Origin of the sequence: Pseudarthrobacter oxydans, assembly GCF_030812335.1 — a bacterium.
Lineage (GTDB): Bacteria > Actinomycetota > Actinomycetes > Actinomycetales > Micrococcaceae > Arthrobacter > Arthrobacter oxydans_B.
Genome location: NZ_JAUSSN010000013.1, coordinates 32,121 through 53,488, shown reverse-complemented (window position 1 = coordinate 53,488; position 21,368 = coordinate 32,121). Strand labels below are relative to the sequence as shown.

Sequence of the window (21,368 nt, the reverse complement as noted above, 5' to 3'; positions counted from 1 at the left end):
CGACCGGGCCGCCCGGCGGTTTCCTCCGTAAACAATAGAAAGATCGACAATGGCACGAACTGGCCCCAAAAACACAGCCCTCAGGGTGCTGGTCTGGCTCGGCGTTATCCTCGCCGTCCTGACCGCCGTCCTGGCAGGCGGCACCATGGCCGGCCAGGCGAGCTGGACTCCCAAGCTCGCCCTGGACCTTGAAGGCGGCACCCAGATGATCCTGGCGCCCAAGGTTGAGGGCGGTTCGGACATCACCGAAGAACAGCTCAACCAGGCCGTGGCGATCATCCGCCAGCGCGTGGACGGCTCGGGCGTCGCAGAAGCTGAAATCAGCACGCAGTCCGGACGCAACGTCGTCGTCAGCCTGCCGGGCACACCGTCCAAGGAAACCCGTGCGCTGATCCAGGCATCCGCCGACATGAACTTCCGGCCCGTCCTCCAGGCCGGTCCGGGCGCACCCGTCCCCGCGGAGTCACTGACCCCGGACGACCAGCTGCCCCAGCCCACCGCTGAGCCCGCCAACGGCAGCGACGTGAACTGGATCACCCCCGAAATCTACAAGAAGTTCGAGACCCTCGACTGCGACAACCCGTCGCAGGACAAGCAGGAACGATCCGACCCGGCCCAGCCGCTGGTCACCTGTGAACCGGCCTCTGCCAACTCGCCGGCGATCAAGTACATCCTGGGCCCGGTCGAGGTCAGGGGCGCCGACATCGCAGGTTCCTCCTTCCAGCTGCAGCGCGGCGCCCAGGGCGCCGTGACCAACGAGTGGGCTGTTAACATCCAGTTCAACGAAGAAGGCACCGCCAAGTTCAAGGAAGTCACCGAGCGGCTGTACCAGTTCTACATCGCCGGCGGCGGCCAGAGCGGCTCGGATCCGAAGTCCCAGTTCGCGATCGTCCTCGACGACCAGGTCATTTCCGCTCCGCGGTCCCTCGCCGTCATCACCGACGGCCGTCCGCAGATCACCGGCGGTTTCACCGAGGAGTCCGCGAAGGCCCTCTCCGACCAGCTCCGCTTCGGCGCCCTGCCGATCAGCTTCGAGATCCAGAGCGAACAACAGATTTCGGCAACCCTCGGCGGCGAGCAGCTACGGATGGGTATGCTCGCCGGCCTGATCGGGCTGCTGCTGGTGGTGGTCTACTCGCTGATCCAATACCGGGCACTGGGCCTGGTCACCGTCGCCTCGCTGGTGATGGCCGGCGCGCTGACGTATCTGGCCATCGCCATCCTGGGTTGGACCGAGAACTACCGGCTGTCCCTGGCCGGCGTCGCAGGCATCATCGTGGCCATCGGCCAGACCGCGGACTCGTTCATCGTCTACTTCGAACGTATCCGCGATGAGCTCCGTGAAGGACGCGGCCTCGTCTCGGCAGTCGAGAACGGCTGGAAGCGTGCCAAGCGCACCGTCCTGGCGTCCAAGGCCGTCAACCTGTTGGCAGCCCTGGTGCTGTACTTCGTGGCAGTGGGCAACGTCCGCGGCTTCGCGTTTACGCTCGGGCTGACGGCCATCGCCGACCTCATCGTGGTCTTTATGTTCACCCACCCGACCCTGCAGCTGCTGGCCCGCACCAAGTTCTTCGGTGAAGGCCACCCGCTCTCCGGGCTGGACCCGAAGAGCCTCGGCGCCGTTCCCCTCTACCGGGGCGCGGGCCGGTTCCGCACTCCCGCGGACAAGCCGGCTGCTGTTGCCGCGCTCCGCGCCAAGAACACCGGCGCCACGGCCGAGGCCGAACGCCGGATGACCATTGCAGAACGACGCCTCGCGGAACGACAGGAACAGCTTGCCGGCTCCTCCAAGAGCGCGTCCAAGGAGGGCAACTAAATGGCCACCAGCTTCGCCAATTTCGGTAATGAGCTCTACACGGGCAAACGCTCGTACGACTTCGTGGAATCCAAGAAGATCTGGTTCCTGATCGCGGCCGTGCTCGTGGCGCTGTCGATCCTTCTGCCGGTCGTCAAGGGGGGCTTCAACCTCGGGATCGAATTCCGCGGCGGCTCCGAATTCACCGTCTCCAACGTGAAAACCACCGACGCCACGATCGGCGAGAAGGCCGTCGAGGACGTAGTCCCCGGTAGCGTCCCGCGGGTGGCGAACGTCGCCGGCAACACCATGCGGATCCAGACGGACAAGCTCACGGAAGATGAGACGCTCCAGATCAAGGCAGGCCTCACCTCTGCCTACGGCGTGACGGACAACGAGGTGACCTCGACGTTCATCGGCCCCACCTGGGGTGCTGACGTCACCAAGCAGGCCCTGCTGGGGCTGGCGATCTTCGTTGGGCTCGCTGCCGTGCTGATGGCGCTGTACTTCCGGACCTGGAAGATGTCGCTCTCAGCGATCGTGGGCATGCTCGTGACGATGTTCGTCACCGCCGGGGTCTACGCCCTCAGCGATTTCGAAGTAACGCCGTCGGCCATCATCGGGTTCCTGACCGTGCTGAGCTATTCGTTGTACGACACAGTGGTGGTCTTCGACAAGATCCGTGAGAACACCGCGGACCTGCAGGCTTCCACCCGGCGGACCTTCAGCGAGGAAGTCAACCTGGCCGTCAACCAGACCCTGGTCCGGTCCATCAACACCATGATGGTGGCAATCCTCCCGGTCGGCGCCATCCTCTTCATCGGCGCCGGACTGCTGGGCGCCGGAACGCTGCGGGACCTCTCGCTGGCACTCTTTGTTGGGATCCTGATCGGCACGGCGGCCACGATTTTCATCGCCGCGCCGCTGTACGCCTGGCTGCGCCGGGGCGAACCGGAGCTGGTCAAGCAAGCCGAGCGTGTGCACCATCGCCGCGCCCATGCTGCCGCCAAGACCGACTCTCCGGCGGAGCCGGCCACGGCTTAGCCGCCACGGTCCTTCCGGACCGGTCATCACCGGGGTCGTCCCCGTGGTGCCAACGGGCCGGAGAACGTCATTCGTGGCGCTCTCCGGCCCGTTGGCGTACCGCCGGCGGTTATCGAAGTATCCTGCTGCGGGAATAGACTGGAAGAATTAACGGGTTCGGAGAGGTGCTCCATTGGAAGAACGTTCGACGCCGGTGCCATCAGCGCCGGCGGATAAGGCCCCAGGCCAGGGTACACAGACTGGTGTGGTGGCTCCCGGACGCGCCGATCCGCCGGTCCCCGTGGACAGCTCGGGTGCACGTCCCACCTTCCCCGGCCGGCGCGAACGCACCCGCTCCCGCCTCGCCCGCCTGACCGGGCGCGGCGCCCCCGCTTATTCGCCCATTCTTGAGCCGCTGCTGCGCACCGTGCGCGCCAACAACCCCAAAGAGGACTTCGACCTCATCCAGCGCGCCTTCGTCGTGGCGGAAAGCTGCCACCGGGGCCAGAAGCGCAAGAGCGGCGATCCCTACATCACCCACCCCGTCGCGGTCGCCACCATCCTGGCCGAGCTGGGGCTCAGCGGAACGACGCTGGCAGCGGCGCTCCTGCACGACACGGTCGAGGACACCTCATACACCCTGGAGGACCTGAAGGCAGAGTTCGGGCCGGAAGTTGCCATGCTGGTGGACGGTGTCACCAAGCTCGACAAAGTCAGCTTCGGCGAGGCCGCACAGTCCGAGACCGTGCGCAAGATGGTCGTGGCCATGGCAAAGGACATCCGTGTCCTGATGATCAAGCTGGCAGACCGGCTGCACAACGCCCGGACCTGGCGCTTCGTCTCCGCCGAGTCCTCGGCACGCAAAGCCCGGGAGACCCTGGAAATCTTCGCCCCGCTGGCGCACCGGCTCGGCATGAACACGATCAAATGGGAACTCGAAGACCTCTCGTTCGCGGCGCTCTACCCCAAGGTCTACGAGGAAATCGTGCGCATGGTCGGGGACCGGACACCCGAGCGGGAAAAGAACCTCTCCGTCATCCGGAACCAGATCACCGAGGACCTGCGCGAGGCCAAGATCAAGGCCACCATCACCGGCCGGCCGAAGCACTACTACTCGATCTATCAGAAGATGATCGTCCGGGACAAGGACTTCGACGACATCAATGACCTCATGGGCGTCCGCGTCCTGGTCGACTCTGTCCGGGACTGTTACGCGGCCCTGGGCGCCATGCATTCGCGCTGGAACCCCCTTCCCGGGCGGTTCAAGGACTACATCGCGATGCCCAAGTTCAACATGTACCAGTCGCTGCACACCACGGTGATCGGCCCGGGCGGCAAGCCCGTGGAGATCCAGATCCGCACCCACGAGATGCACCGCCGCGCCGAATACGGCGTCGCCGCGCACTGGAAGTACAAGGACCAGCCGAACCGGGCGGCGGCCGGGCCGGGAAGCCCGCGCGACGGCGACATGGGCTGGCTCCGGTCGTTGGTGGACTGGCAGCAGGAAACCTCCGACCCGGGCGAGTTCCTGGACTCCCTACGCTTTGAAATCAACGCCCGGGAAGTCTTCGTCTTCACGCCCAAGGGCGAGGTCATGGCCCTGCCCGCCGGCTCCACGCCCGTGGACTTCGCCTACGCCGTCCACACGGAGGTGGGACACAGGACCATCGGCGCCCGGGTCAACGGCAAGCTGGTCCCGCTCAACAGTGAACTGAACCACGGTGACTGGGTGGAAATTTTCACCTCCAAGGCTGAAGGCGCCGGGCCCAGCCAGGACTGGCAGCACTTCGTCAAGAGCGCCCGGGCCCGCAACAAGATCAGGCAGTGGTTCAGCAAGGAACGCCGCGAAGAATCGATCGAACGCGGCAAGGAACTGCTGACCAAGGCGATGCGCAAGCAGAACCTCCCGCTGCAGCGCCTGATGACGCACGATGCCCTCGCCGCGATCGCCGAGGACTTCAAATACGTCGACATTTCCGGCCTCTACGCAGGGGTGGGCGACGGGCACACCTCCGCCCAGTCCGTCATGGAACGCCTGGTGGAGAGCCTCGGCGGCAATGACACCCCCGAGGACGACCTCACCGAGATTTCCATCCCCACCCAGGTCACCAAGACCCGCTACTCCGATTCGGGCGTCGTGGTGCGCGGCGTGGACGACGTCTGGGTCAAACTCGCCCGCTGCTGCACCCCCGTGCCGCCGGACCCGATCCTGGGCTTCGTCACCCGCGGCTCCGGCGTCTCTGTGCACCGGACGGACTGCACCAACGTCAGCGGTCTGCTGGAGCAGCCCGACCGGATCGTCGAGGTCGAGTGGGCGCCCACGCAGTCAAGCGTCTTCCTGGTCGAAATCCAGGTCGAAGCCCTCGACCGCAAGTCGCTGCTCTCGGATGTGACGCGGATTCTCTCGGAAAACCACGTCAACATCCTGGCGGCCAGCGTGCACACGTCCACGGACCGGGTGGCCATCTCCAAGTTCGCCTTCGAGATGGGCGACCCCAAGTACCTGAGCCACGTCCTGAGCGCCGTCCGCCGCATCGACGGCGTGTTCGACGTCTACCGGACCACCGGCAACCGGCGGCGCAGCTAAGGCCGTTCGGGCGTCCTGTGGTCTGGTGCTAAGGGGCCGGGCCTGCCCGCAGCTGTTCGAGTTTCGCCAGGGCCGCCTTCCTGTAGGGCATCCCCGGGGTGGCTTCAATGGCGTGCATGAGCAGCCGAAGCCTCAGGCCCAGCTCGGGCTTGCCCAGCAGCGCCCGCAGGGCCGGCACCGCCCGCCCGGGGTCCACATGCAGGGCGATGTCCACTGAGGTCCGCAGCGGGCTCGAGACCATCAGCCCGCCCAGGCTTACGACGTCGAACGGGCCCAGACGCACCTCATGGAAAGTGCAGCCCCGGGTGGAGCGCAGACTGGAAATTCGCCGGTTGGAGTCCACCAGCATGGCGAGCCGGTCCGGTTCGGCGGCGCAGCCATAAATCCAGGCTGCCGTCATCCTGCCCGCGACGACGCGCTGGCGGATGGCCGGGCTAACCAGGACGGACGCCGCCCGGGCCCGGAGCTGCGGGGTGGGCTGTGTACCCGGCGGCAGGTAGCCGCGCTGGTACAGCTGCGTCAGCACGCCGTCGGACGCCATGGCCTGTAGCTCGGGCCAGGAAAACAGTGCCCCTGGGGAGTACATCTCGGGCGGGGGCAGGTCGGGCGGGGGCAGGTCGGGCGGGGCCGGCTTGGGCGGGGCCGGCTTGGGCGGGGCTGGCTTAGGCGGGGGCGGGCCGTGAAGAATGACCATTTAGCCATCCTGTCCGCTCCCCGGCAGAGCAAACAGGCCCCGACCCGGTCATGTGGATAACCGGTGCGGGGCCTGCTGCGGCCCGCTTCGAAAAGCCGGGCGCTGTGGTGCTTGCTGCTAGGAGAGCTCGCTCGCAGACTTCTCGAGCTGTTCCAACCAGGCCTCACGGGCCTCCAGGGCCTCCTTGGCGGCCTTGATCTTGCGCTCGTCGCCGGCCTTCTCTGCCTTGGCCAGGTCATCCCTGAGTCCCGCGATGGCCGACTCCAGCTGCGTCAGTGCGCTGTTGGTGCGAGCCTTCGTCTCCGGGTTGGAGCGCTTCCAGTTCTCATCCTCGGCGTTGCGGACGGCGTCTTCGACCTTCCGCAGTCCGGCTTCGACGCGCCCCATATCGGCGCGGGGAACCTTGCCGGCTTCTTCCCAGCGGTCACGAATGGACTGGAGCGCCTTCTTCGTGGCGGCAAGGTCCTTGATGGGAAGCAGTTCGTTGGCTTCCGCGAGCAGGGCTTCCTTGACCACCAGATTGGCGCCGTATTCCTGGTCGATTTCGTCGTTGGCTGCCTGCCGGTTGGTGAAGAAGACGTCCTGCGCGGCCCGGAACCGGGCCCAGAGGGCGTCGTCGTCCTTGCGGCTGGCGCGCGGTGACGCCTTCCACTCGTCCATCAGACGGCGGTATTCACCGGCGGCAAAGCCCCAGTCGGTCGAGGAAGAGAGGGCCTCGGCCTCGGTGATCAGCTTCTCCTTGGCTGCCTTGGCTGCCGAGTTGGTGCTGTCCAGCTGGGAGAAATACGCACGGCGGTGCCGGTCAAAGACAGTACGGGCGGCGCGGAAACGCTTCCAGAGGGCGTCCTCGTTGCTGCGCCCGAGCCGGACACCGCTCTTCTGCGCGGTCTTCCAGCTCTCGAACAGTTCGTTCATCCGGGCGCTGGAGGTCTTCCACTGGATCTGGGCCGGGTCGTGGCCCGCGATCTCTTCGGCCTCTGCCACGATTGCCTCGCGGGCGGCCAGTTCGGCGGCGCGGACGGCTTCGTGTTCGGCCTTCTCGGCTTTTTCGAGCTCAGAGATCTGCGTCGCCAGCTTGTCCAGGCGGGCTTCGGCGGAGCGGAGGTCGCCCACCATGTTGCGTTCGGCGAGCTGCTCCCGCAGGTGGGTTACGGTCTTCTGCATGTCCGTGGCGGGGGCCTTGGAGCTCACGCGCTGTTCCAGCAGGACAATCTGCGCCACGACGTCGTCGTACTTCCGGGCGAAGTAGCCCAGGGCTTCGTCATCGCTGACGCCGGGGTACTGGCCGACGGGGTGTTCCTCGCCGTCGACGGTCAGGAACACGTGGCCGTCGCCCTCGACGCGGCCCCAGCGTGCGGCTTCGGCCAGCGAGGCGGCAGAGGACACAGTGGCCGGTGCGGCAGCCGGAGCTGCCGGGGAGGGCTTGGACTTCGGCCGGGCGGCGAACGCTGCCGGTGACGGAGCCGGACGCGCCGCGGCGGGGGCCTCAGCGGCGGCCGGAGCCTCCGGTGCGGCTTCAGCAGTGGGTGCTTCGGGGGCCTCAGCGGCGGCCGGAGCCTCCGGTGCGGCTTCCTCAGCCGGAGCCTCGGGGGCTTCAGCGGCGGCCGGAGCCTCCGGTGCGGCTTCAGCAGCGGGTGCCTCGGGGGCCTCAGCGGCGGCCGGAGCCTCGGGTGCGGCTTCCTCAGCCGGTGCCTCGGGTGCGGCCTCAGCCGTCGCGGCGTCCGCTTCGGGCTCGGCTGCCGTCTCGGGCCCCGTGCTGCTGGGAGTGTCTGTCGCCTGTGCCGGACCCTGTTCTGTGCCTTGTTCTACGAACTCGGCCTCAGCTTCGGTCTCGTTGGCAGCTGCTGCTGACACTGTTTCGTCGGATTTCTGACTGTCTGTCACCGCTAGAAGTCTTTCGCTTGGAGGGAAATACCGGGGCCGCGGCCACAAGGGCAACGGCTGGTTACTTCAGAGAGAACGAGTCTATCGTGACTGGTTCCGCAGGGGCGCCGTCTGTGGCGTTATCACCCGGTTTTAGTCCGGCTGCCGCAATATTGGTCACCACATCCAGTCCCGAGGTCACCTTCCCCACCACGGTGTATCCGCCCGCCGCGTCGGCCGGGATGACAGTGTCCTTGTACACAATGAAGAACTGGGTGCCGTTGCCGTAGGCGTTCCCGCCGCTGCGGGCGACGGCGATGGTTCCGGCCGGGTAGTTGTTGTCCGGCGGGGTGTTCTCCAGCGGGCCCCAGGCGAAACTCGGGTCACTGCTTCCGTCGCCGGCCTTGGAACCGCACTGCAGCACGCCGAACGTCTCGGCGGTGGTGAGCCGGTGGCAGTTGAGCCCTGCGTAGAAGTTCTGGTCCGCGAGAGACTTGAAGACGGCGGCCGCCTGGGGTGCGTTGGTGCCGTCCAGTTCGACGCCGAGCGTGCCGCTGTTGAGCTTGAGTTCGCCGGTGAAGGTCTGGCCGGCGGCTGTTTCAGGCTTCGGTATGTTCTCGGCGTTGCTGGCGGAGGGCGACGGCGTGGCCGAGGGGGTGGTCAGCCCGGCCTGGGCGGCGGCGTATTCGTCCTCGGTGGGATTGGAGGAGAAGACCGTCAGTTGCAGCACCAGCGCAACGACGACCGCGGCCGTTCCTGCGCTAACGGCGAGGATGTTGTCCCGCCTGCGGCGCTTGTCCTGCTCCTTGCGCAGCTCGCGCTTCGCCTCCATTTGCTGGACGCGCCGCTTGGCTTCGCGGGCGCTCCGTGAACTGGCCGCCAAAAGTCCTCCTGGGTGTAGGGCCGAAACCGGGGCGGCGCGTGGGCGCCGTCGCGTGTTCAGCGGTAAAGCTGCCGGCAGCGGGGGAGTAGCCGGCCGCATTAGAAGTTGCGGGCGCGGAACGCATAAACTGACTGCCGCACACAGTTTATGCATGACCGGCCTGTCTGCCGCCCATCTGATCCCCGTTTCGGACGGCCCGTTTCGGCCGCAGCGCGGCGCAGGAGACTCCGGCCGGTTTTACCTGAGGAGAAAATCCACCATGGCACGCACCGCCTCCCTGTCCGGATTCCCCGAGTGGCTTCCCGAGGAGCGGCTGGTGGAGCTGCATGTGCTGGACACGCTGCGCCGGGTCTTCGAACTTCATGGTTTTTCCTCCATTGAAACCCGCGCGGTGGAGACGGTCGGACAGCTGCTGCGCAAGGGCGAGATCGACAAAGAGGTCTACGGGCTGAGCCGGCTCCAGGATGACGACGAAAGCGCCACAGGCACTGCAACCGGCGCCGCCAAGTCACACAAAGGCGATCCGCACGCCCTGGCGCTGCACTTTGACCTCACAGTGCCGTTCGCCCGGTACGTCGTTGAGAACGCCGGCTACCTCGCTTTCCCGTTCCGCCGCTACCAGATCCAGAAGGTCTGGCGCGGCGAGCGTCCGCAGGAAGGCCGTGCCCGCGAGTTCACCCAGGCCGACATCGACATTGTGGGCGACGGCGAGCTGCCGTTCCGTTACGACGTCGAGATTGCGCTGGTCATCGCCGAGGCCCTGAGTGCCCTGCCGATCCCGGCCTTCCTGCTCCGGATCAACAACCGCAAGCTGGCCGAGGGCTTCTACAACGGCGTTGGACTCACCGACACCGCCGGCGTGCTGCGTAGCATCGACAAGCTCGAGAAGATCGGCCCGGCCAAAGTGGCTGAGCTGCTGAAGACCGAGCTCGGAGCCACCGACGCGCAGGCCCAGGCCGCCCTGAAACTGGCCTCGATCCGTACCGAGGACACCTCCTTCGTGGAGCAGGTCCGCGCCCTCGGGGTCAGCAACGAACTCCTCGAGGAGGGCCTGACAGAACTGGAGCAGGTCATTGCCGCAGCCGTCCAGCGGGCGCCCGGCAAGGTCGTCGCTGACCTCAGCATCGCCCGCGGCTTGGACTACTACACCGGCACCGTGGTCGAAACCATCCTGGTGGGCCACGAACAGCTCGGCTCGATCTGCTCCGGCGGGCGCTACGACGCCCTCGCCAGCAAGGGCAACCGCAAGTTCCCCGGCGTCGGCCTCTCCATCGGCGTGACCCGGCTGGTCTCCCGGATCCTCAGCCAGGACCTCGCGAAGGCAACACGGTCCGTGCCGACCGCCGTGCTCGTGGCGCTCAACAGCGATGACAGCTGGGGCGCGGCGCAGGACGTCGCCGCGGAACTGCGCAGCCGCGGGATCGCCACCGAGGTGGCGGCCAAGGCCGAGAAGTTCGGCAAGCAGATCAAGTTCGCGGACCGCCGCGGCATCCCCTTCGTCTGGTTTACCGACGACGACGGCAAGCACCAGGTCAAGGACATCCGCTCCGGCGAGCAGGTCGACGCCGATCCGGCCACCTGGGCTCCGGCCGCGGAGGACCTGCACGTCCGCGTCCTGAAAGCCTAGGCGTCGGCTTTCCGGCGCCGCAGCCGCCGCCGCAGCACAAGGAAGCGCCCGGCCACGCCGACGGCCAGGACCGCCGCCATGCCCAGCACGGAGGCGGGCGGCAGGGTCACGGCCAGGATCAGGCAGCCGAGGAACCCCAGTACGTTGAGCCAGCGCGGGGCGTGCCAGGGCCGCGCGGACAGCGTGAAGGCGGCGGCATTCGTCACCGAGTAGTAGATCAGCACGCCGAAGCTGGAGAAGCCCACGACGGTCAGCACGTTGGTGGTCAGCAGCAGCACGATGACGGCGGCCGCGACGGCCAGTTCGGCGAGGAACGGAACCGTGTGCGCGCCGCCCACCCGGGCGAGCGGGGACGGCAGGTCACGTTCCCGCGCCATCGCCATTGCGGTCCGGCCCACTCCCGTGATCAGTGCCAGCAGCGCGCCGAGACAGGCGGCGGCCGCGCCGGCCTGCACGAACGGGGCACCGGCGCTGAGCTGTGAGCTGCTGACGGCGTCGAGCAGCGGCGCCGTTGATCCGGCCAGCTGTTCCGCCGGCAGGTGCCACTGCAGCAGCAGAGCCATCCCGAGGTAGATGACGAACGCCGCGGCCAGGGCCGCGAGAATGGCCCGCGGGATGGTGCGGGTCGGGTCCTTGACCTCTTCGCCCAGCGTCGCGATCCGGGCGTACCCGGCGAAGGCAAAGAACATCAGCCCGGCCGCCGGGAGCACACCCCAGCCGCCCGCCGCGGCGGCGCCGGCGGCGGCACCGTCCGATGCTGGATGCGGTCCCAGAATCGACGCCGCCGCCACGAACGCGAGGGTGGCGAGCACCACGGCAAGCAGGATCCGGGTCAGCAGGGCGGTCCGGGTGATCCCGAGCAGGTTCACGCCGGTCAGGACCACAACGGCGGCCACCGCCAGCGGCGTCGCGAATTCCGGGGCCACATAGTGGCCGAACGTCAGGGCCATCGCCGCGCAGGAGGCAGTCTTTCCGGTCACGAAGCCCCAGCCCGCGATGAAGCCCGGCCATTCGCCCAGCCGCTTCCGCCCGTAGACGTAGGTGCCGCCGCTGGAGGGGTACTGGGCGGCCAGCTGGGCCGAGGCCACCGCGTTGCAGTACGCGATCACACCGGCCAGGGCCACCGCGGCGGCCAGCAGGGGACCGGCCAGGGCAGCGGCGGGCGCGAAGACCACAAAAACTCCGGCGCCCAGCATGGAGCCGAGCCCGATCGCGGTTGAATCCAGGACGCCCAGGCGGCGCTGCAGCTGCCCGGGTGTGTGCCGGTCAGGGGAGGGCGTGCTCTGATGCCGGCTTGCCATGGCGGGAGGTGCCTTTCCAACGGGTAAACTCGAACGGGATCGTTCCAGTAGCGATCCTATTGAACATGAGTTTTGATTTCCCTCTGTCTTCTTCAGAAAGGCGTGCTGTGCTGCGCACACATGACCTCGGATCCCTTCGCTCCGAGCACATTGGACAAACCGTAACCCTCGCCGGCTGGGTCGGCCGGCGTCGTGACCACGGTGGTGTCGCCTTCGTTGACCTGCGCGACGCCACGGGGGTGTCCCAGGTGGTCGTCCGTGAAGAGGAAGTCTTCCACGGGCTGCGCAACGAGTACGTGCTGCAGGTCATCGGCACCGTGTCCCGGCGCCCCGAGGGCAACGAGAACCCGGCGCTGGCCACCGGCGAGATCGAGGTCATGGCCGAGAAGGTCACCATCCTCAACACGTCCGAGCCGCTGCCGTTCCAGATCGACGAACACGTCGAAGTCGGCGAGGAAGCCCGCCTCAAGCACCGCTACTTGGACCTGCGCCGCCCCGGCCCCGCCCGCAACATGCGCCTGCGCTCCGAGGCCAACCGCGTCGCCCGCGAACTGCTCCACCAGGACGGCTACGTCGAGATCGAAACCCCGACGCTGACGCGCTCGACGCCGGAAGGCGCCCGCGACTTCGTGGTTCCCGCGCGCCTGGCGCCGGGTTCCTGGTACGCGCTCCCGCAGTCCCCGCAGCTGTTCAAGCAGCTCCTGCAGGTCGGCGGTTTCGAAAAGTACTACCAGATCGCCCGCTGCTACCGCGATGAGGACTTCCGCGCAGACCGCCAGCCGGAGTTCACCCAGCTGGACATCGAAGCCAGCTTCGTCGAGCAGGACGACATCATCCGGCTCGGCGAAAGCATCGTCAAGGCACTGTGGAAGCTGATCGACGTCGAAATCCCGACGCCCATCCAGCGCATCACTTACCACGACGCGATGGCCCGGTACGGTTCGGACAAGCCGGACCTGCGCTTCGGCCTGGAACTCACCGAGCTGACCGAGTTCTTCAAGGACACCAACTTCGGCGTCTTCAAGGCACCCTACGTCGGCGCCGTCGTTATGCCGGGCGGAGCCTCGCAGGCCCGCCGCGCGCTCGATGCCTGGCAGGAATGGGCCAAGCAGCGCGGCGCGAAGGGCCTGGCCTACGTCCTGTACAAGGAAGACGGCGAACTCGCCGGCCCCGTGGCCAAGAACCTGACCGACACCGAGCGCGCCGGACTGGCCGAGGCCGTTGGCGCGAAGCCGGGCGACTGCATCTTCTTCGCCGCCGGCGAGAAGTCACCGTCCCGCGCCCTGCTCGGTGCCGCCCGCGTGGAGATCGGCCACCGCACCGGCCTCATCAACCCGAGCGACTGGGCCTTCTGCTGGGTGGTCGACGCCCCGATGTTCGAACCGGCCGCAGCGGCCGTCGCGTCCGGCGACGTCGCCGTCGGCGCCGGGCAGTGGACCGCCGTGCACCACGCGTTCACCTCGCCCAAGCCCGAATTCATGGACAGCTTCGACAAGGATCCCGAATCCGCGCTGTCCTACGCCTACGACATCGTCTGCAACGGCAACGAAATCGGCGGCGGCTCCATCCGTATCCACCAGAGCGACATCCAGGAACGGGTCTTCGAACTGATGGGCCTGGACAAGGCGGATGCACAGACCAAGTTCGGCTTCCTGCTCGAGGGCTTCAAGTTCGGCGCGCCTCCCCACGGCGGCATCGCGTTCGGCTGGGACCGTGTGGTCGCGCTGCTGGCCGGCGTGGAGTCCATCCGCGACGTCATCGCGTTCCCGAAGTCCGGCGGCGGCTTCGACCCGCTGACCCAGGCGCCTGCCCCGATCACGGCGCAGCAGCGCAAGGAAGCCGGTGTGGACTTCAAACCGGAAGCCAAAAAGGCGGACGGCACCAAGTAGCCTGACATGATCAGCAGCAAAGGCTCTCCGGGCAACCGGGGAGCCTTTGCTGTTGCTGTCCCGGAACTACTCCCGGGACATGCTGAAGCGATGTGCCCGACGGAAAGGGGCCCGATGGAGCAGGAACCGATGACCAGGCTCGAGGAACTGATGGATGCCGCATGGCCCGCCGCCGAGCGGGAGGAGTCCGGCGGCTGGGTGCTCCGCGCCGCCTCCGGCGTGACGCAGCGGGCCAACTCCGTCTGGCCCCGCGAACCCGGAGCGGAACCCCACAGGCTGCTCGCGGCGCTCCGGGAGGCGCGCCTCTGGTACCGGAACCGCCAGCTGCCGCTGATCTTCCAGGTCTTCGAGGACCCGCGCTATGTGCCGCTCAACGCCGTACTGGATGAGGAGGGGTTCACCCGGCAGTCCGAGACCCTGGTGCTGGTCCGGGACGGGGGCACTGATTCCCCGGGCACAGACAGCGGCGTCGAGATCGCCGCCGGGCCCTCCCCGGAGTGGCTGCGGCTGTGGTGGAGCGTGGACGGCCGCGGCGACGACACCGCCCTCGCCGTCGCCCGCGGGATCCTCGAACGCTGCCCCTCGCTGTACGCCCTCGTGCGGGACGACGACGGCCGGCCCGCCGCCGTCGGACGCCTTGCGCTTCCGCCAGGCGGCACAGGCGGGCTGTACTGCATGGCGACCCGCCCGGATGCCCGGCGGAACGGCCACGCCGCCCGGATCCTGCAGGCCCTGCTGCGCGCAGGGGGAGCCCGGGGCCTCAGCAGCTACTGGCTCCTGGTGATGGCCTCCAACGCCGGCGCCCGGGAACTCTATCCCCGCGCCGGTTTCCAGGAAGCCGGCCGGTACCTCTACCGGCAGGAACGGCCCAAACGGCACCTGACCGGCTGCTGAAAACAAGTTGTATCGCACAGCAGGGCGCCGCGCCGGCCAGGGCGGCCTGGCACTGACGCCCGGAATTTGGGGCGGGGCTATACCGCCGTGGCCGGCCGGCGGGCGAGAAGGACCGCCTGCGGCGTCTTTTCATGCGCACGTCCCTGGCGAGTCATTTGAGCGGTCACGGTGAAACCGGCGCCGGTCAGGTGTCCGGCGGTGAGCTCCGGGGTAAAGAGGTGGGTCTCCAGCGACACGTCGTGCCCGTAGGCGCGGGAGAGATGCCGTCGGCCCTCGCCGACCTGGAAGCCGAGCAGTGCATAGCCCCCGGGCGCCAGGACGCGGAAAAACTCGGCAAAGATCCGGGGAAGATCCTCGGGCGGCGTATGGATGATCGAGTACCAGGCAAAGACTCCGCCCAGCTGCGTGTCCGCGTACGGAAGTTCCGACAGCTCGGCAACCTCAAAGGTGAGCCCCGGCGATGTCCTGCGGGCGACGGCAATCATTCCGGCGGACAGATCAATCCCTGAAACAGCCACACCCAATGACGCCAGCAACCCGGTCATGCGGCCTGTGCCGCAGCCGGCGTCGACGACCGGACGGGCAGGTCCCTCCGTCACATGACTGGCGAACGCTTCGATCATGCCGCGGTCCGCCGGTGCTTCAAAGCCGGCGTCGGGGAGCAGGCTCGCGTAGCTGTCCGCCACCACGTCATATGTGGACCGAACGCTGTCGAGACGAGTTACAGCAGTCATCTGGACAGGCTAGCGGCTTCCTTCGTCAGTCAGGTGCGTCCGCGCCGGTGGCGCAGGTCAGCGGCCCGGACAGCCATGCATCGGCTTCCTGTGGCGAACGCAGCCGCACAGCGATGAGGTCCGGGTAGTCATGGATGAGGCGGGGCACTGCCGCCGTGTAATTCCGCCTGGACCTGATGGCCCAGCGCACGATGTGTTCACGATCGGTCAGGACCGTCCGCAGCGGGGCTTCGATGTTGCCGTTCCACAGCTCTTCCCGGCTCAGCCGCCGGCGGATGGTGCGCCGGACCAGCCGGGGGAGCGTGACGCGCACAAAGGGAAAATCGAGCCAGACCAGAGCTTAGGCAGACGGGTCCCGCGCCGCGGTCCGCGACTCGGGCAGGAGCCCATGCGAGGATGATCCGGTGTTGTATGCCAACGAACAGCGTGTGCTCGACGCTGCAAACGAACTTGTAGGTCGGATCGGTGCCAACCCGAACCACACTGTCGCAGCCGCCGCCATGGACACGGAAGGACGAATCTTCACCGGCACAAACGTCTACCACTTCACCGGTGGCCGGTGCGCCGAACTTGTCGTTCTCGGGGCAGCGGCCACGGCCGGTGCCGGGCCACTGACAACCATGGTGGCGGTCGGCAGCGACGACAGGGGTGTCCTTCCGCCCTGCGGACGCTGCCGGCAGACCCTCCTGGATCTTCACCCGGACTGTTTCGTCGTCGTGCCCACGTCGGACGGGGCGGACTGCAGACCAATCCACGAACTGTTGCCGTTCACCTACCGCTACCCCGGGGCCGCAGCCGAACGGTTCGTCCGCTTCAACAGCGCCTACTTTGAGCCCATCCGATCCGGACTGAAGACAGCAACCACCAGGTATCGCGATCCCGTTGAAACAGGACCTGCACTCTTCATCTTCGAAGACAACGATGGATACCGCCGTCTGTACGGAGTGATTGACGAGGTTGAGGAGGTCCGATTCGACGCGCTGACACCGGAGCACGCGGAGCTTGAAGGGGCCTCATCACTGGAAGCCCTGCTCAAGGGACTGAGACGCCACTACGCTCACATTGCCGACACCGCGCTGGTGACGGTAGCGCGCTTCCATCTGCAGGGGCCTTCCAGCTAGGCATCCTGGCTGTGCCGGCTACCGAACCTGGGTGACGAACGCGGAAATTGCGTCGCGATCGCGACGGTACATGGCGGAATGGTCCAGGAAGTCCGTTCGGCCCGTGACCGCAGCGCGCCTGTCCGTGAATTCGGCCAGTTCGTTCAGCCGGGCCACGAGGGTCTCATAGACATTGCGGTGCTCAAAGGGAAAGCCGTAGGCCCTGATCAAGTCATCAAGCCGGGAGTGCCTCGCGTCGGCGCCGGGGGCTGTGTCCCCGCCGTTTTCGCCCAAGGGAACCAGCCGGTAAGCCAAGTAGGCGAAGTCCCAAACTCTTGGTCCCGGCGAGGCAGCATCAAAGTCGATCAAGGCCGCCAGCCGTCCGTCCCGGAAAACCATGTTGTACGGCGCGGTGTCGTTATGGCACACGACTTCCGCCGGGTGGTGGGTCGGCAATTGCCACCTGAGGTCCGCCCGGGCAAGGCCAACGCTGGCGTCGTGGATACGGCGCAGCAAAGCCCCTGCGTCGTGCAGGATCGACCCGGCCCAGACCCACTGCGGCAGCGGGTAGTGCGCAGCCTCGCCCGGAATGAAGCTGAGGACCTCCCGCCCATGTTCGTCCAGGCCGAGGGGCTCGGGGACCTCGTTGACACCCTCGGCCCGGACGGCGTCGAGAAACGCATGAACGGCGGGCGTCCACGGCCCAGTCGTCCGCCGCACGGTCTGGCCTACTCTCGTGACAAGGGTCGAGTTGCCGCCGGCGAGAACCTCTTCATCCGTCATCGGACCAATCTAATACGCAACCCGCAGTCAGGGACGGCCGATGGTGGGCGTCGGCTATCGGGCCGGATCTGACTGTGCGCCTCGTCCGGCTCCGGTAGGTTGTCCGCCTGTCTGGTCGCTTGTAGGGGCCTCCGGCGGGTTGGTTCACCTTTGACGCCGTATGCTCGAATTATCCATTTGATCGAGTAATCGGTGAATCGTTGCAGAGGGAGCGAACTTGTGAAGAGAAATTCAGCAACGCAGCCGGAGTCGTGGGCGCCGACGCGACAGGCGGCACCCGCGCCGGACCGTCGGCCGGACGGAACGTTCCGGTTCAGCGACCGCTTCATCAAAACGGCCACCACCGTCCTCATCAGCTTCATGCTGGTGTCGATCGCAGCGGGGTTCATCATGGGACCGCTCAGTGACAATGTCGACGGCGAGGCAGGCGATGCGCTCGGTATTGCGGCCGGCGCGCTGATCATCGGCGGACTCGTGATCCCTCTCCTGCTGGCAGCCGTTCTCGGCGGCGAGGCGATCCGGGCCGGAGGCGGATTCATCGGCTTCTTCCTCATCGTGGGCATGGTGGCCGCGGTCGCTGGCGGCACTGAGCTTGGCCAGGAGTTGCTCGGCCGGACCTGGACTCCGTGGGCGCTGTGGGGCGGCATCGCCCTGATGGCCCTCGCCACCGCGAGCTTCTGGATCCTAGGCTGGATCGCGAGGGTGCCGATGTGGCTGCAGGGTCCCTTCCTGGGCTCGCCGCGCGTCATCGTGCGCGGATCGAGCGACATCCCGGCCGACGTAGTGCTTCCCAATGAGCTGGACGACCGGCGCACTTGAGATCGGGAAGGACTCAAAAAGGTGCAGCTCCCGCCGGGGGAGCCGCACCTTTTCTTTGTCTTCCGGCTAGTCCTTGGATGCGTCCTTGAACGCGTCCTTGACCTTTTCGCCGGCCTGCTTGACGTCGGCCGCAGCCTGGTCACTCCTGCCCTCAGCCTTCAAACTTTCGTCCCCTGAGGCCTTACCGGCGGCTTCCTTGCCTTTGCCCGCAAGCTTTTGGGCGGCGTTGCCGAGTTTGTCATCCACTCCCATAGCGTTTCTCCCTACAGTCGGACCGCCGGCGTCTGGCGGCTGGTGACATTATTTTATCCCCAATTCCGCTAAACGATAAGTAGGCTGACTAAATAGCTGTGCTTCGAGATTCCGCGCGTCACCCGAGTGAGAGCACGTAGGAGAGGACGAAGCCCGCAGCCGTGCTCATGGCGACGGCAGGGCCGCCGTGCTCGAAGGCTTCAGGCATCAGAGTGTCCGCCAGAGAGGCGATGACTGCCCCCGCCGCGAAGGCCAGCGGCAGGGAAACCGTTTTGGGATCCGCCCCCGACAGAGGTCCGGCGCCCAGCACGACGGCGGCGACCAGAAGCACTGCGCAGATAGTCCACAGACCCATGATGGCCCCTGAGGACCGGCCCTGGCTGCGCATCGAAGCGGCACCCACGAGTGCCTCCGGAAGATTGGAGACGAAGATCGCGGCCAAAAGGGCCAGGCCGCCGGTACCCTCGCCCAAGGCGACGCCCAGGGCCACGTTTTCCGGCACACCGTCGAGTGTCACCGCGGCCAGCAGGGCCATTCCGGCGGCACCACGGGTGGACACCTTGCTCGGCGCCTTTTCAGCAGCGGCGGCATCGGTATCGAGCTTCGCGCTTCCCCGAAACTCGTCAGCGGGAGTCGGGTCGGACCCGGGCTGCGCCCACCGGTCCAGAATCGCGCTCAAGATGGTGAATACCAAAGCACCTGCCAGCAGCCCGAGTGCGGCCCGCACAATGCCGCCACGTTCGTAAGCGTCCTCGAACAGCTCGAACGTTAAGGCCGTTATCAGTGCCCCGGCAGCGAAGGACAGGAGCATTGCGAGGAACCGCTTGGGCAACTCAAAACGGACTCCCACGAAAGCTCCCGCGATCAGGGCGCTGGAAGCCACCATACCGAAAAGCAGTGCCGTTTCCACACGGTCAGTATAGGAGTCACGCTCTGAGACAACGAGAGCTGTCTTCTGTCATTCCGCCGGCTTACGCCGGCGGATCCGTCACCAAAATGCGCACCGCGCACAGGTCAGCCGCGGCCTTCTTCATCACTGCGGCGCGCGGGTCCGGGACGTCCAGGAACGCGAGCCTCGGCCGGGCGGCGTACTGCTTCAGCACCGGTTCGGCGAGGACCTGGTCGGTCAGGGTCCGGTCGCCGCCGGGCGCCAGGTACTCGATCCGGTGATCCGCGAAGATCCGGGCGGCATGGTCCGCCACGGCCTCCACCAGGGCATCGGCCTGGTTCGCCCGCCGCCGGGCAAAGCGCTGCTGGGACCAGCCTCCGGCCGCCGTCCGGGACTGGACATGCCGGGTGCCGGTCTTGGACGCGAGGACCGCCCCGCCGCTGACCACCGCCACGGAATACCCCCCGCGCCGGACCAGCACGGCCCCGATGCTCCGCGGCTGGGACGCCAGGGAGGCGAGGCGGGCGACGGCGTCGCTGCCGCGCCCCGGACGGCCGTCCACCGGCCACGGCGCCTGCAGCAGGGCCACGGCCCCGTCCGCGGCGCTCAGCTGCAGCCCGCCGTCGAGCTCCTCCCCGCTGAGGGTGCCGTGGCTCGCGGCGAAGCGCTCCACCCAGCCCGGCAGCCGGGCGCCGGAGACGAACGCCACACGGGTCTCGGTGGTTGTCATGGCGCGGGTCTCCGTTGTGAGGGTGTCGGGGCGGGCGGGAACTAGAAGTAGCCTATCTATGTGGATGATCTCTTTGGCGCAGGACGGGACAGCGCCGCAATCGACGACGACGGCGACGACGACGGCACGGCCGACCGAGGGCCCGCCGCCGGCATCTCCTCGCCGCGTAGCCCGCTCGCCGTCCGGATGCGGCCGCGGACCCTCGATGACGTCGTCGGACAGCAGCACCTCCTCGGACAGGGCTCGCCGCTGCGCCAGCTCGCCGCCGGCACGGACGCCACCGGCCCCGCAGGTCCCAGTTCGCTGATTCTCTGGGGGCCTCCCGGCACCGGCAAAACCACGCTCGCCCACGTCATCGCCAAGGGCCCCGGACGGAAATTCGTCGAGCTCTCCGCCATCACCGCCGGCGTCAAGGACGTCCGCCGCGTTATGGACGAAGCCCTCACCGCCCGCGACCTCTTCAAGACCACCACCGTGCTGTTCCTGGACGAGATCCACCGCTTCAACAAAGCCCAGCAGGACGCGCTGCTGCCCGGCGTCGAGAACCGCTGGGTGGTCCTCGTTGCCGCGACCACCGAAAACCCCTCCTTCTCCGTCGTCTCCCCGCTGCTCTCCCGGTCCCTGCTGCTGACCCTCAAACCGCTCACCGACGCCGACGTCGAGGGCCTGCTGCTGCGGGCCGCCGCCGACGCCCGCGGGCTCGGCGGCAAGGTCGAACTCAGCGACGACGCCCTGGCGCACCTCGTCCGGCTCTCCGGCGGGGACGCCCGCCGGGCGCTGACCGCGCTCGAAGCGGCGGCCGGCGTCGCCTTCGGGGACGCGGACGACGCGGCCGGGGAAGCTCCGATGAAGATCGAACTCAAGCACACGGAGCGTGCCCTCGACGTCGCGTCCGTGCGTTATGACCGCGCCGGCGACCAGCACTACGACGTCGCCAGTGCCTTCATCAAGTCCATCCGGGGATCCGACGTCGACGCCGCCCTGCACTACCTCGCCCGGATGCTCGAAGCGGGGGAGGACCCGAAATTCGTGGCCCGCCGCATTGTCATCTCCGCGGCCGAGGACGTGGGAATGGCTGACCCGACGGCGCTGCAGACCGCCGTCGCCGCCGCCCAGGCCGTCCAGCTGATCGGCATGCCCGAGGGCCGCATCATCCTGGCCGAGGCCGTCGTCCACCTCGCCACCGCACCCAAATCCAACGCCGCCTACATGGGGATCAACCAGGCCATCGCCGACGTCCGCGCCGGGCTGGGCAACGGCATCCCCGCCCACCTGCGCGACGCCCACTACCCGGGATCCAAGCAGCTGGGCCACGGGCAGGGCTACAAGTACGCCCATGACGCGCCGCACTCGGTGGCCACGCAGCAGTATCCGCCGGACGACCTCGTGGGGCGCAACTACTACGAGCCGACCGCCAACGGCGCCGAACGGGACATCTCCACCCGGCTGGAGCGGCTGCGCAGGATCATCCGGGGCAAATGACCGGCGGGCCGGGAAAGTGGACG

General features: G+C 67.5%; 19 protein-coding genes. 9 read left to right on the top strand and 10 right to left on the bottom strand.

All coding sequences use genetic code 11. The annotated features are described in order from the left end of the window. Window positions 1-49 precede the first annotated feature (49 nt). The 3 genes from secD to J2W14_RS18825 all read left to right on the top strand — a co-directional run bounded on the left by secD (window position 50) and on the right by J2W14_RS18825 (window position 5,405). Complete coding sequence (gene secD / locus J2W14_RS18835) at window positions 50-1,816, top strand: protein translocase subunit SecD (protein ID WP_307465366.1); 1,767 nt, start codon at window positions 50-52, stop codon at window positions 1,814-1,816. Beyond that, a complete protein-coding gene (gene secF / locus J2W14_RS18830; RefSeq protein WP_307465364.1) occupies window positions 1,817-2,839 on the top strand; it encodes a protein translocase subunit SecF in 1,023 nt (340 codons plus the stop codon). 172 nt (window positions 2,840-3,011) lie between these two features. Further along, window positions 3,012-5,405 carry a RelA/SpoT family protein gene (locus J2W14_RS18825; protein WP_370871352.1) on the top strand — a complete coding sequence of 798 codons (2,394 nt, stop codon included), beginning with the start codon at window positions 3,012-3,014 and terminating at the stop codon, window positions 5,403-5,405. 28 nt (window positions 5,406-5,433) lie between these two features. Here J2W14_RS18825 and J2W14_RS18820 read toward each other — a convergent pair whose 3' ends face one another. The 3 genes from J2W14_RS18820 to J2W14_RS18810 all read right to left on the bottom strand — a co-directional run bounded on the left by J2W14_RS18820 (window position 5,434) and on the right by J2W14_RS18810 (window position 8,845). Then, window positions 5,434-6,099: a hypothetical protein gene (locus J2W14_RS18820; protein WP_307465360.1), complete on the bottom strand. Its 666-nt coding sequence runs from the start codon at window positions 6,097-6,099 to the stop codon at window positions 5,434-5,436. 117 nt (window positions 6,100-6,216) lie between these two features. Continuing rightward, window positions 6,217-7,983 carry a DUF349 domain-containing protein gene (locus J2W14_RS18815; RefSeq protein WP_307465358.1) on the bottom strand — a complete coding sequence of 589 codons (1,767 nt, stop codon included), beginning with the start codon at window positions 7,981-7,983 and terminating at the stop codon, window positions 6,217-6,219. Window positions 7,984-8,044: 61 nt separating this feature from the next. Then, a complete protein-coding gene (locus J2W14_RS18810) occupies window positions 8,045-8,845 on the bottom strand; it encodes a peptidylprolyl isomerase (protein WP_307465356.1) in 801 nt (266 codons plus the stop codon). A gap of 259 nt (window positions 8,846-9,104) precedes the next feature. On the opposite strand from J2W14_RS18810, the gene hisS reads away from it, so the two are divergent. Further along, entirely contained in the window at window positions 9,105-10,472 is a 1,368-nt protein-coding gene (hisS, locus tag J2W14_RS18805; RefSeq protein WP_307465354.1) for a histidine--tRNA ligase, read from the top strand. On the opposite strand, the gene J2W14_RS18800 is transcribed toward hisS, so the two are convergent. After that, window positions 10,469-11,773 (bottom strand): APC family permease, encoded by a 1,305-nt coding sequence (locus J2W14_RS18800; RefSeq protein ID WP_307465352.1) that lies wholly within the window; start codon window positions 11,771-11,773, stop codon window positions 10,469-10,471. The genes hisS and J2W14_RS18800 overlap by 4 nt on opposite strands. A gap of 107 nt (window positions 11,774-11,880) precedes the next feature. On the opposite strand from J2W14_RS18800, the gene aspS reads away from it, so the two are divergent. Then, window positions 11,881-13,662 carry an aspartate--tRNA ligase gene (gene aspS / locus J2W14_RS18795; protein WP_307465350.1) on the top strand — a complete coding sequence of 594 codons (1,782 nt, stop codon included), beginning with the start codon at window positions 11,881-11,883 and terminating at the stop codon, window positions 13,660-13,662. Window positions 13,663-13,776: 114 nt separating this feature from the next. Then, the gene (locus tag J2W14_RS18790) at window positions 13,777-14,556 is read left to right on the top strand and encodes a GNAT family N-acetyltransferase (RefSeq protein WP_307465348.1); all 780 of its coding nucleotides are present in this window, start codon (window positions 13,777-13,779) and stop codon (window positions 14,554-14,556) included. 77 nt (window positions 14,557-14,633) lie between these two features. Here J2W14_RS18790 and J2W14_RS18785 read toward each other — a convergent pair whose 3' ends face one another. Beyond that, complete coding sequence (locus J2W14_RS18785; RefSeq protein WP_307465346.1) at window positions 14,634-15,290, bottom strand: class I SAM-dependent DNA methyltransferase; 657 nt, start codon at window positions 15,288-15,290, stop codon at window positions 14,634-14,636. 25 nt (window positions 15,291-15,315) lie between these two features. Beyond that, the gene (locus tag J2W14_RS18780; RefSeq protein ID WP_307465344.1) at window positions 15,316-15,603 is read right to left on the bottom strand and encodes a hypothetical protein; all 288 of its coding nucleotides are present in this window, start codon (window positions 15,601-15,603) and stop codon (window positions 15,316-15,318) included. A 91-nt stretch (window positions 15,604-15,694) separates the two neighbouring features. Here J2W14_RS18780 and J2W14_RS18775 point away from each other — a divergent pair, with 91 nt between their 5' ends. Next, a complete protein-coding gene (locus J2W14_RS18775; protein WP_307465342.1) occupies window positions 15,695-16,411 on the top strand; it encodes an ASCH domain-containing protein in 717 nt (238 codons plus the stop codon). Window positions 16,412-16,429: 18 nt separating this feature from the next. Here the strand turns inward: J2W14_RS18775 and J2W14_RS18770 are convergent, their stop codons facing one another. After that, window positions 16,430-17,173 (bottom strand): phosphotransferase, encoded by a 744-nt coding sequence (locus J2W14_RS18770; RefSeq protein WP_307465340.1) that lies wholly within the window; start codon window positions 17,171-17,173, stop codon window positions 16,430-16,432. A 219-nt stretch (window positions 17,174-17,392) separates the two neighbouring features. On the opposite strand from J2W14_RS18770, the gene J2W14_RS18765 reads away from it, so the two are divergent. Then, window positions 17,393-17,992 (top strand): hypothetical protein, encoded by a 600-nt coding sequence (locus J2W14_RS18765; protein ID WP_307465338.1) that lies wholly within the window; start codon window positions 17,393-17,395, stop codon window positions 17,990-17,992. Window positions 17,993-18,058: 66 nt separating this feature from the next. Here J2W14_RS18765 and J2W14_RS18760 read toward each other — a convergent pair whose 3' ends face one another. The 3 genes from J2W14_RS18760 to J2W14_RS18750 form a co-directional block, all read right to left on the bottom strand. Further along, window positions 18,059-18,244, bottom strand: a complete 186-nt coding sequence (locus tag J2W14_RS18760; protein ID WP_307465336.1) for a CsbD family protein — start codon at window positions 18,242-18,244, stop codon at window positions 18,059-18,061. Window positions 18,245-18,362: 118 nt separating this feature from the next. Beyond that, window positions 18,363-19,130 carry a ZIP family metal transporter gene (locus J2W14_RS18755; RefSeq protein WP_370871357.1) on the bottom strand — a complete coding sequence of 256 codons (768 nt, stop codon included), beginning with the start codon at window positions 19,128-19,130 and terminating at the stop codon, window positions 18,363-18,365. Between the two features lie 85 nt (window positions 19,131-19,215). Further along, the gene (locus J2W14_RS18750) at window positions 19,216-19,863 is read right to left on the bottom strand and encodes an acVLRF1 family peptidyl-tRNA hydrolase (protein WP_307465332.1); all 648 of its coding nucleotides are present in this window, start codon (window positions 19,861-19,863) and stop codon (window positions 19,216-19,218) included. Between the two features lie 60 nt (window positions 19,864-19,923). On the opposite strand from J2W14_RS18750, the gene J2W14_RS18745 reads away from it, so the two are divergent. Then, window positions 19,924-21,345 carry a replication-associated recombination protein A gene (locus tag J2W14_RS18745; RefSeq protein ID WP_307465330.1) on the top strand — a complete coding sequence of 474 codons (1,422 nt, stop codon included), beginning with the start codon at window positions 19,924-19,926 and terminating at the stop codon, window positions 21,343-21,345. Window positions 21,346-21,368 lie beyond the last annotated feature (23 nt).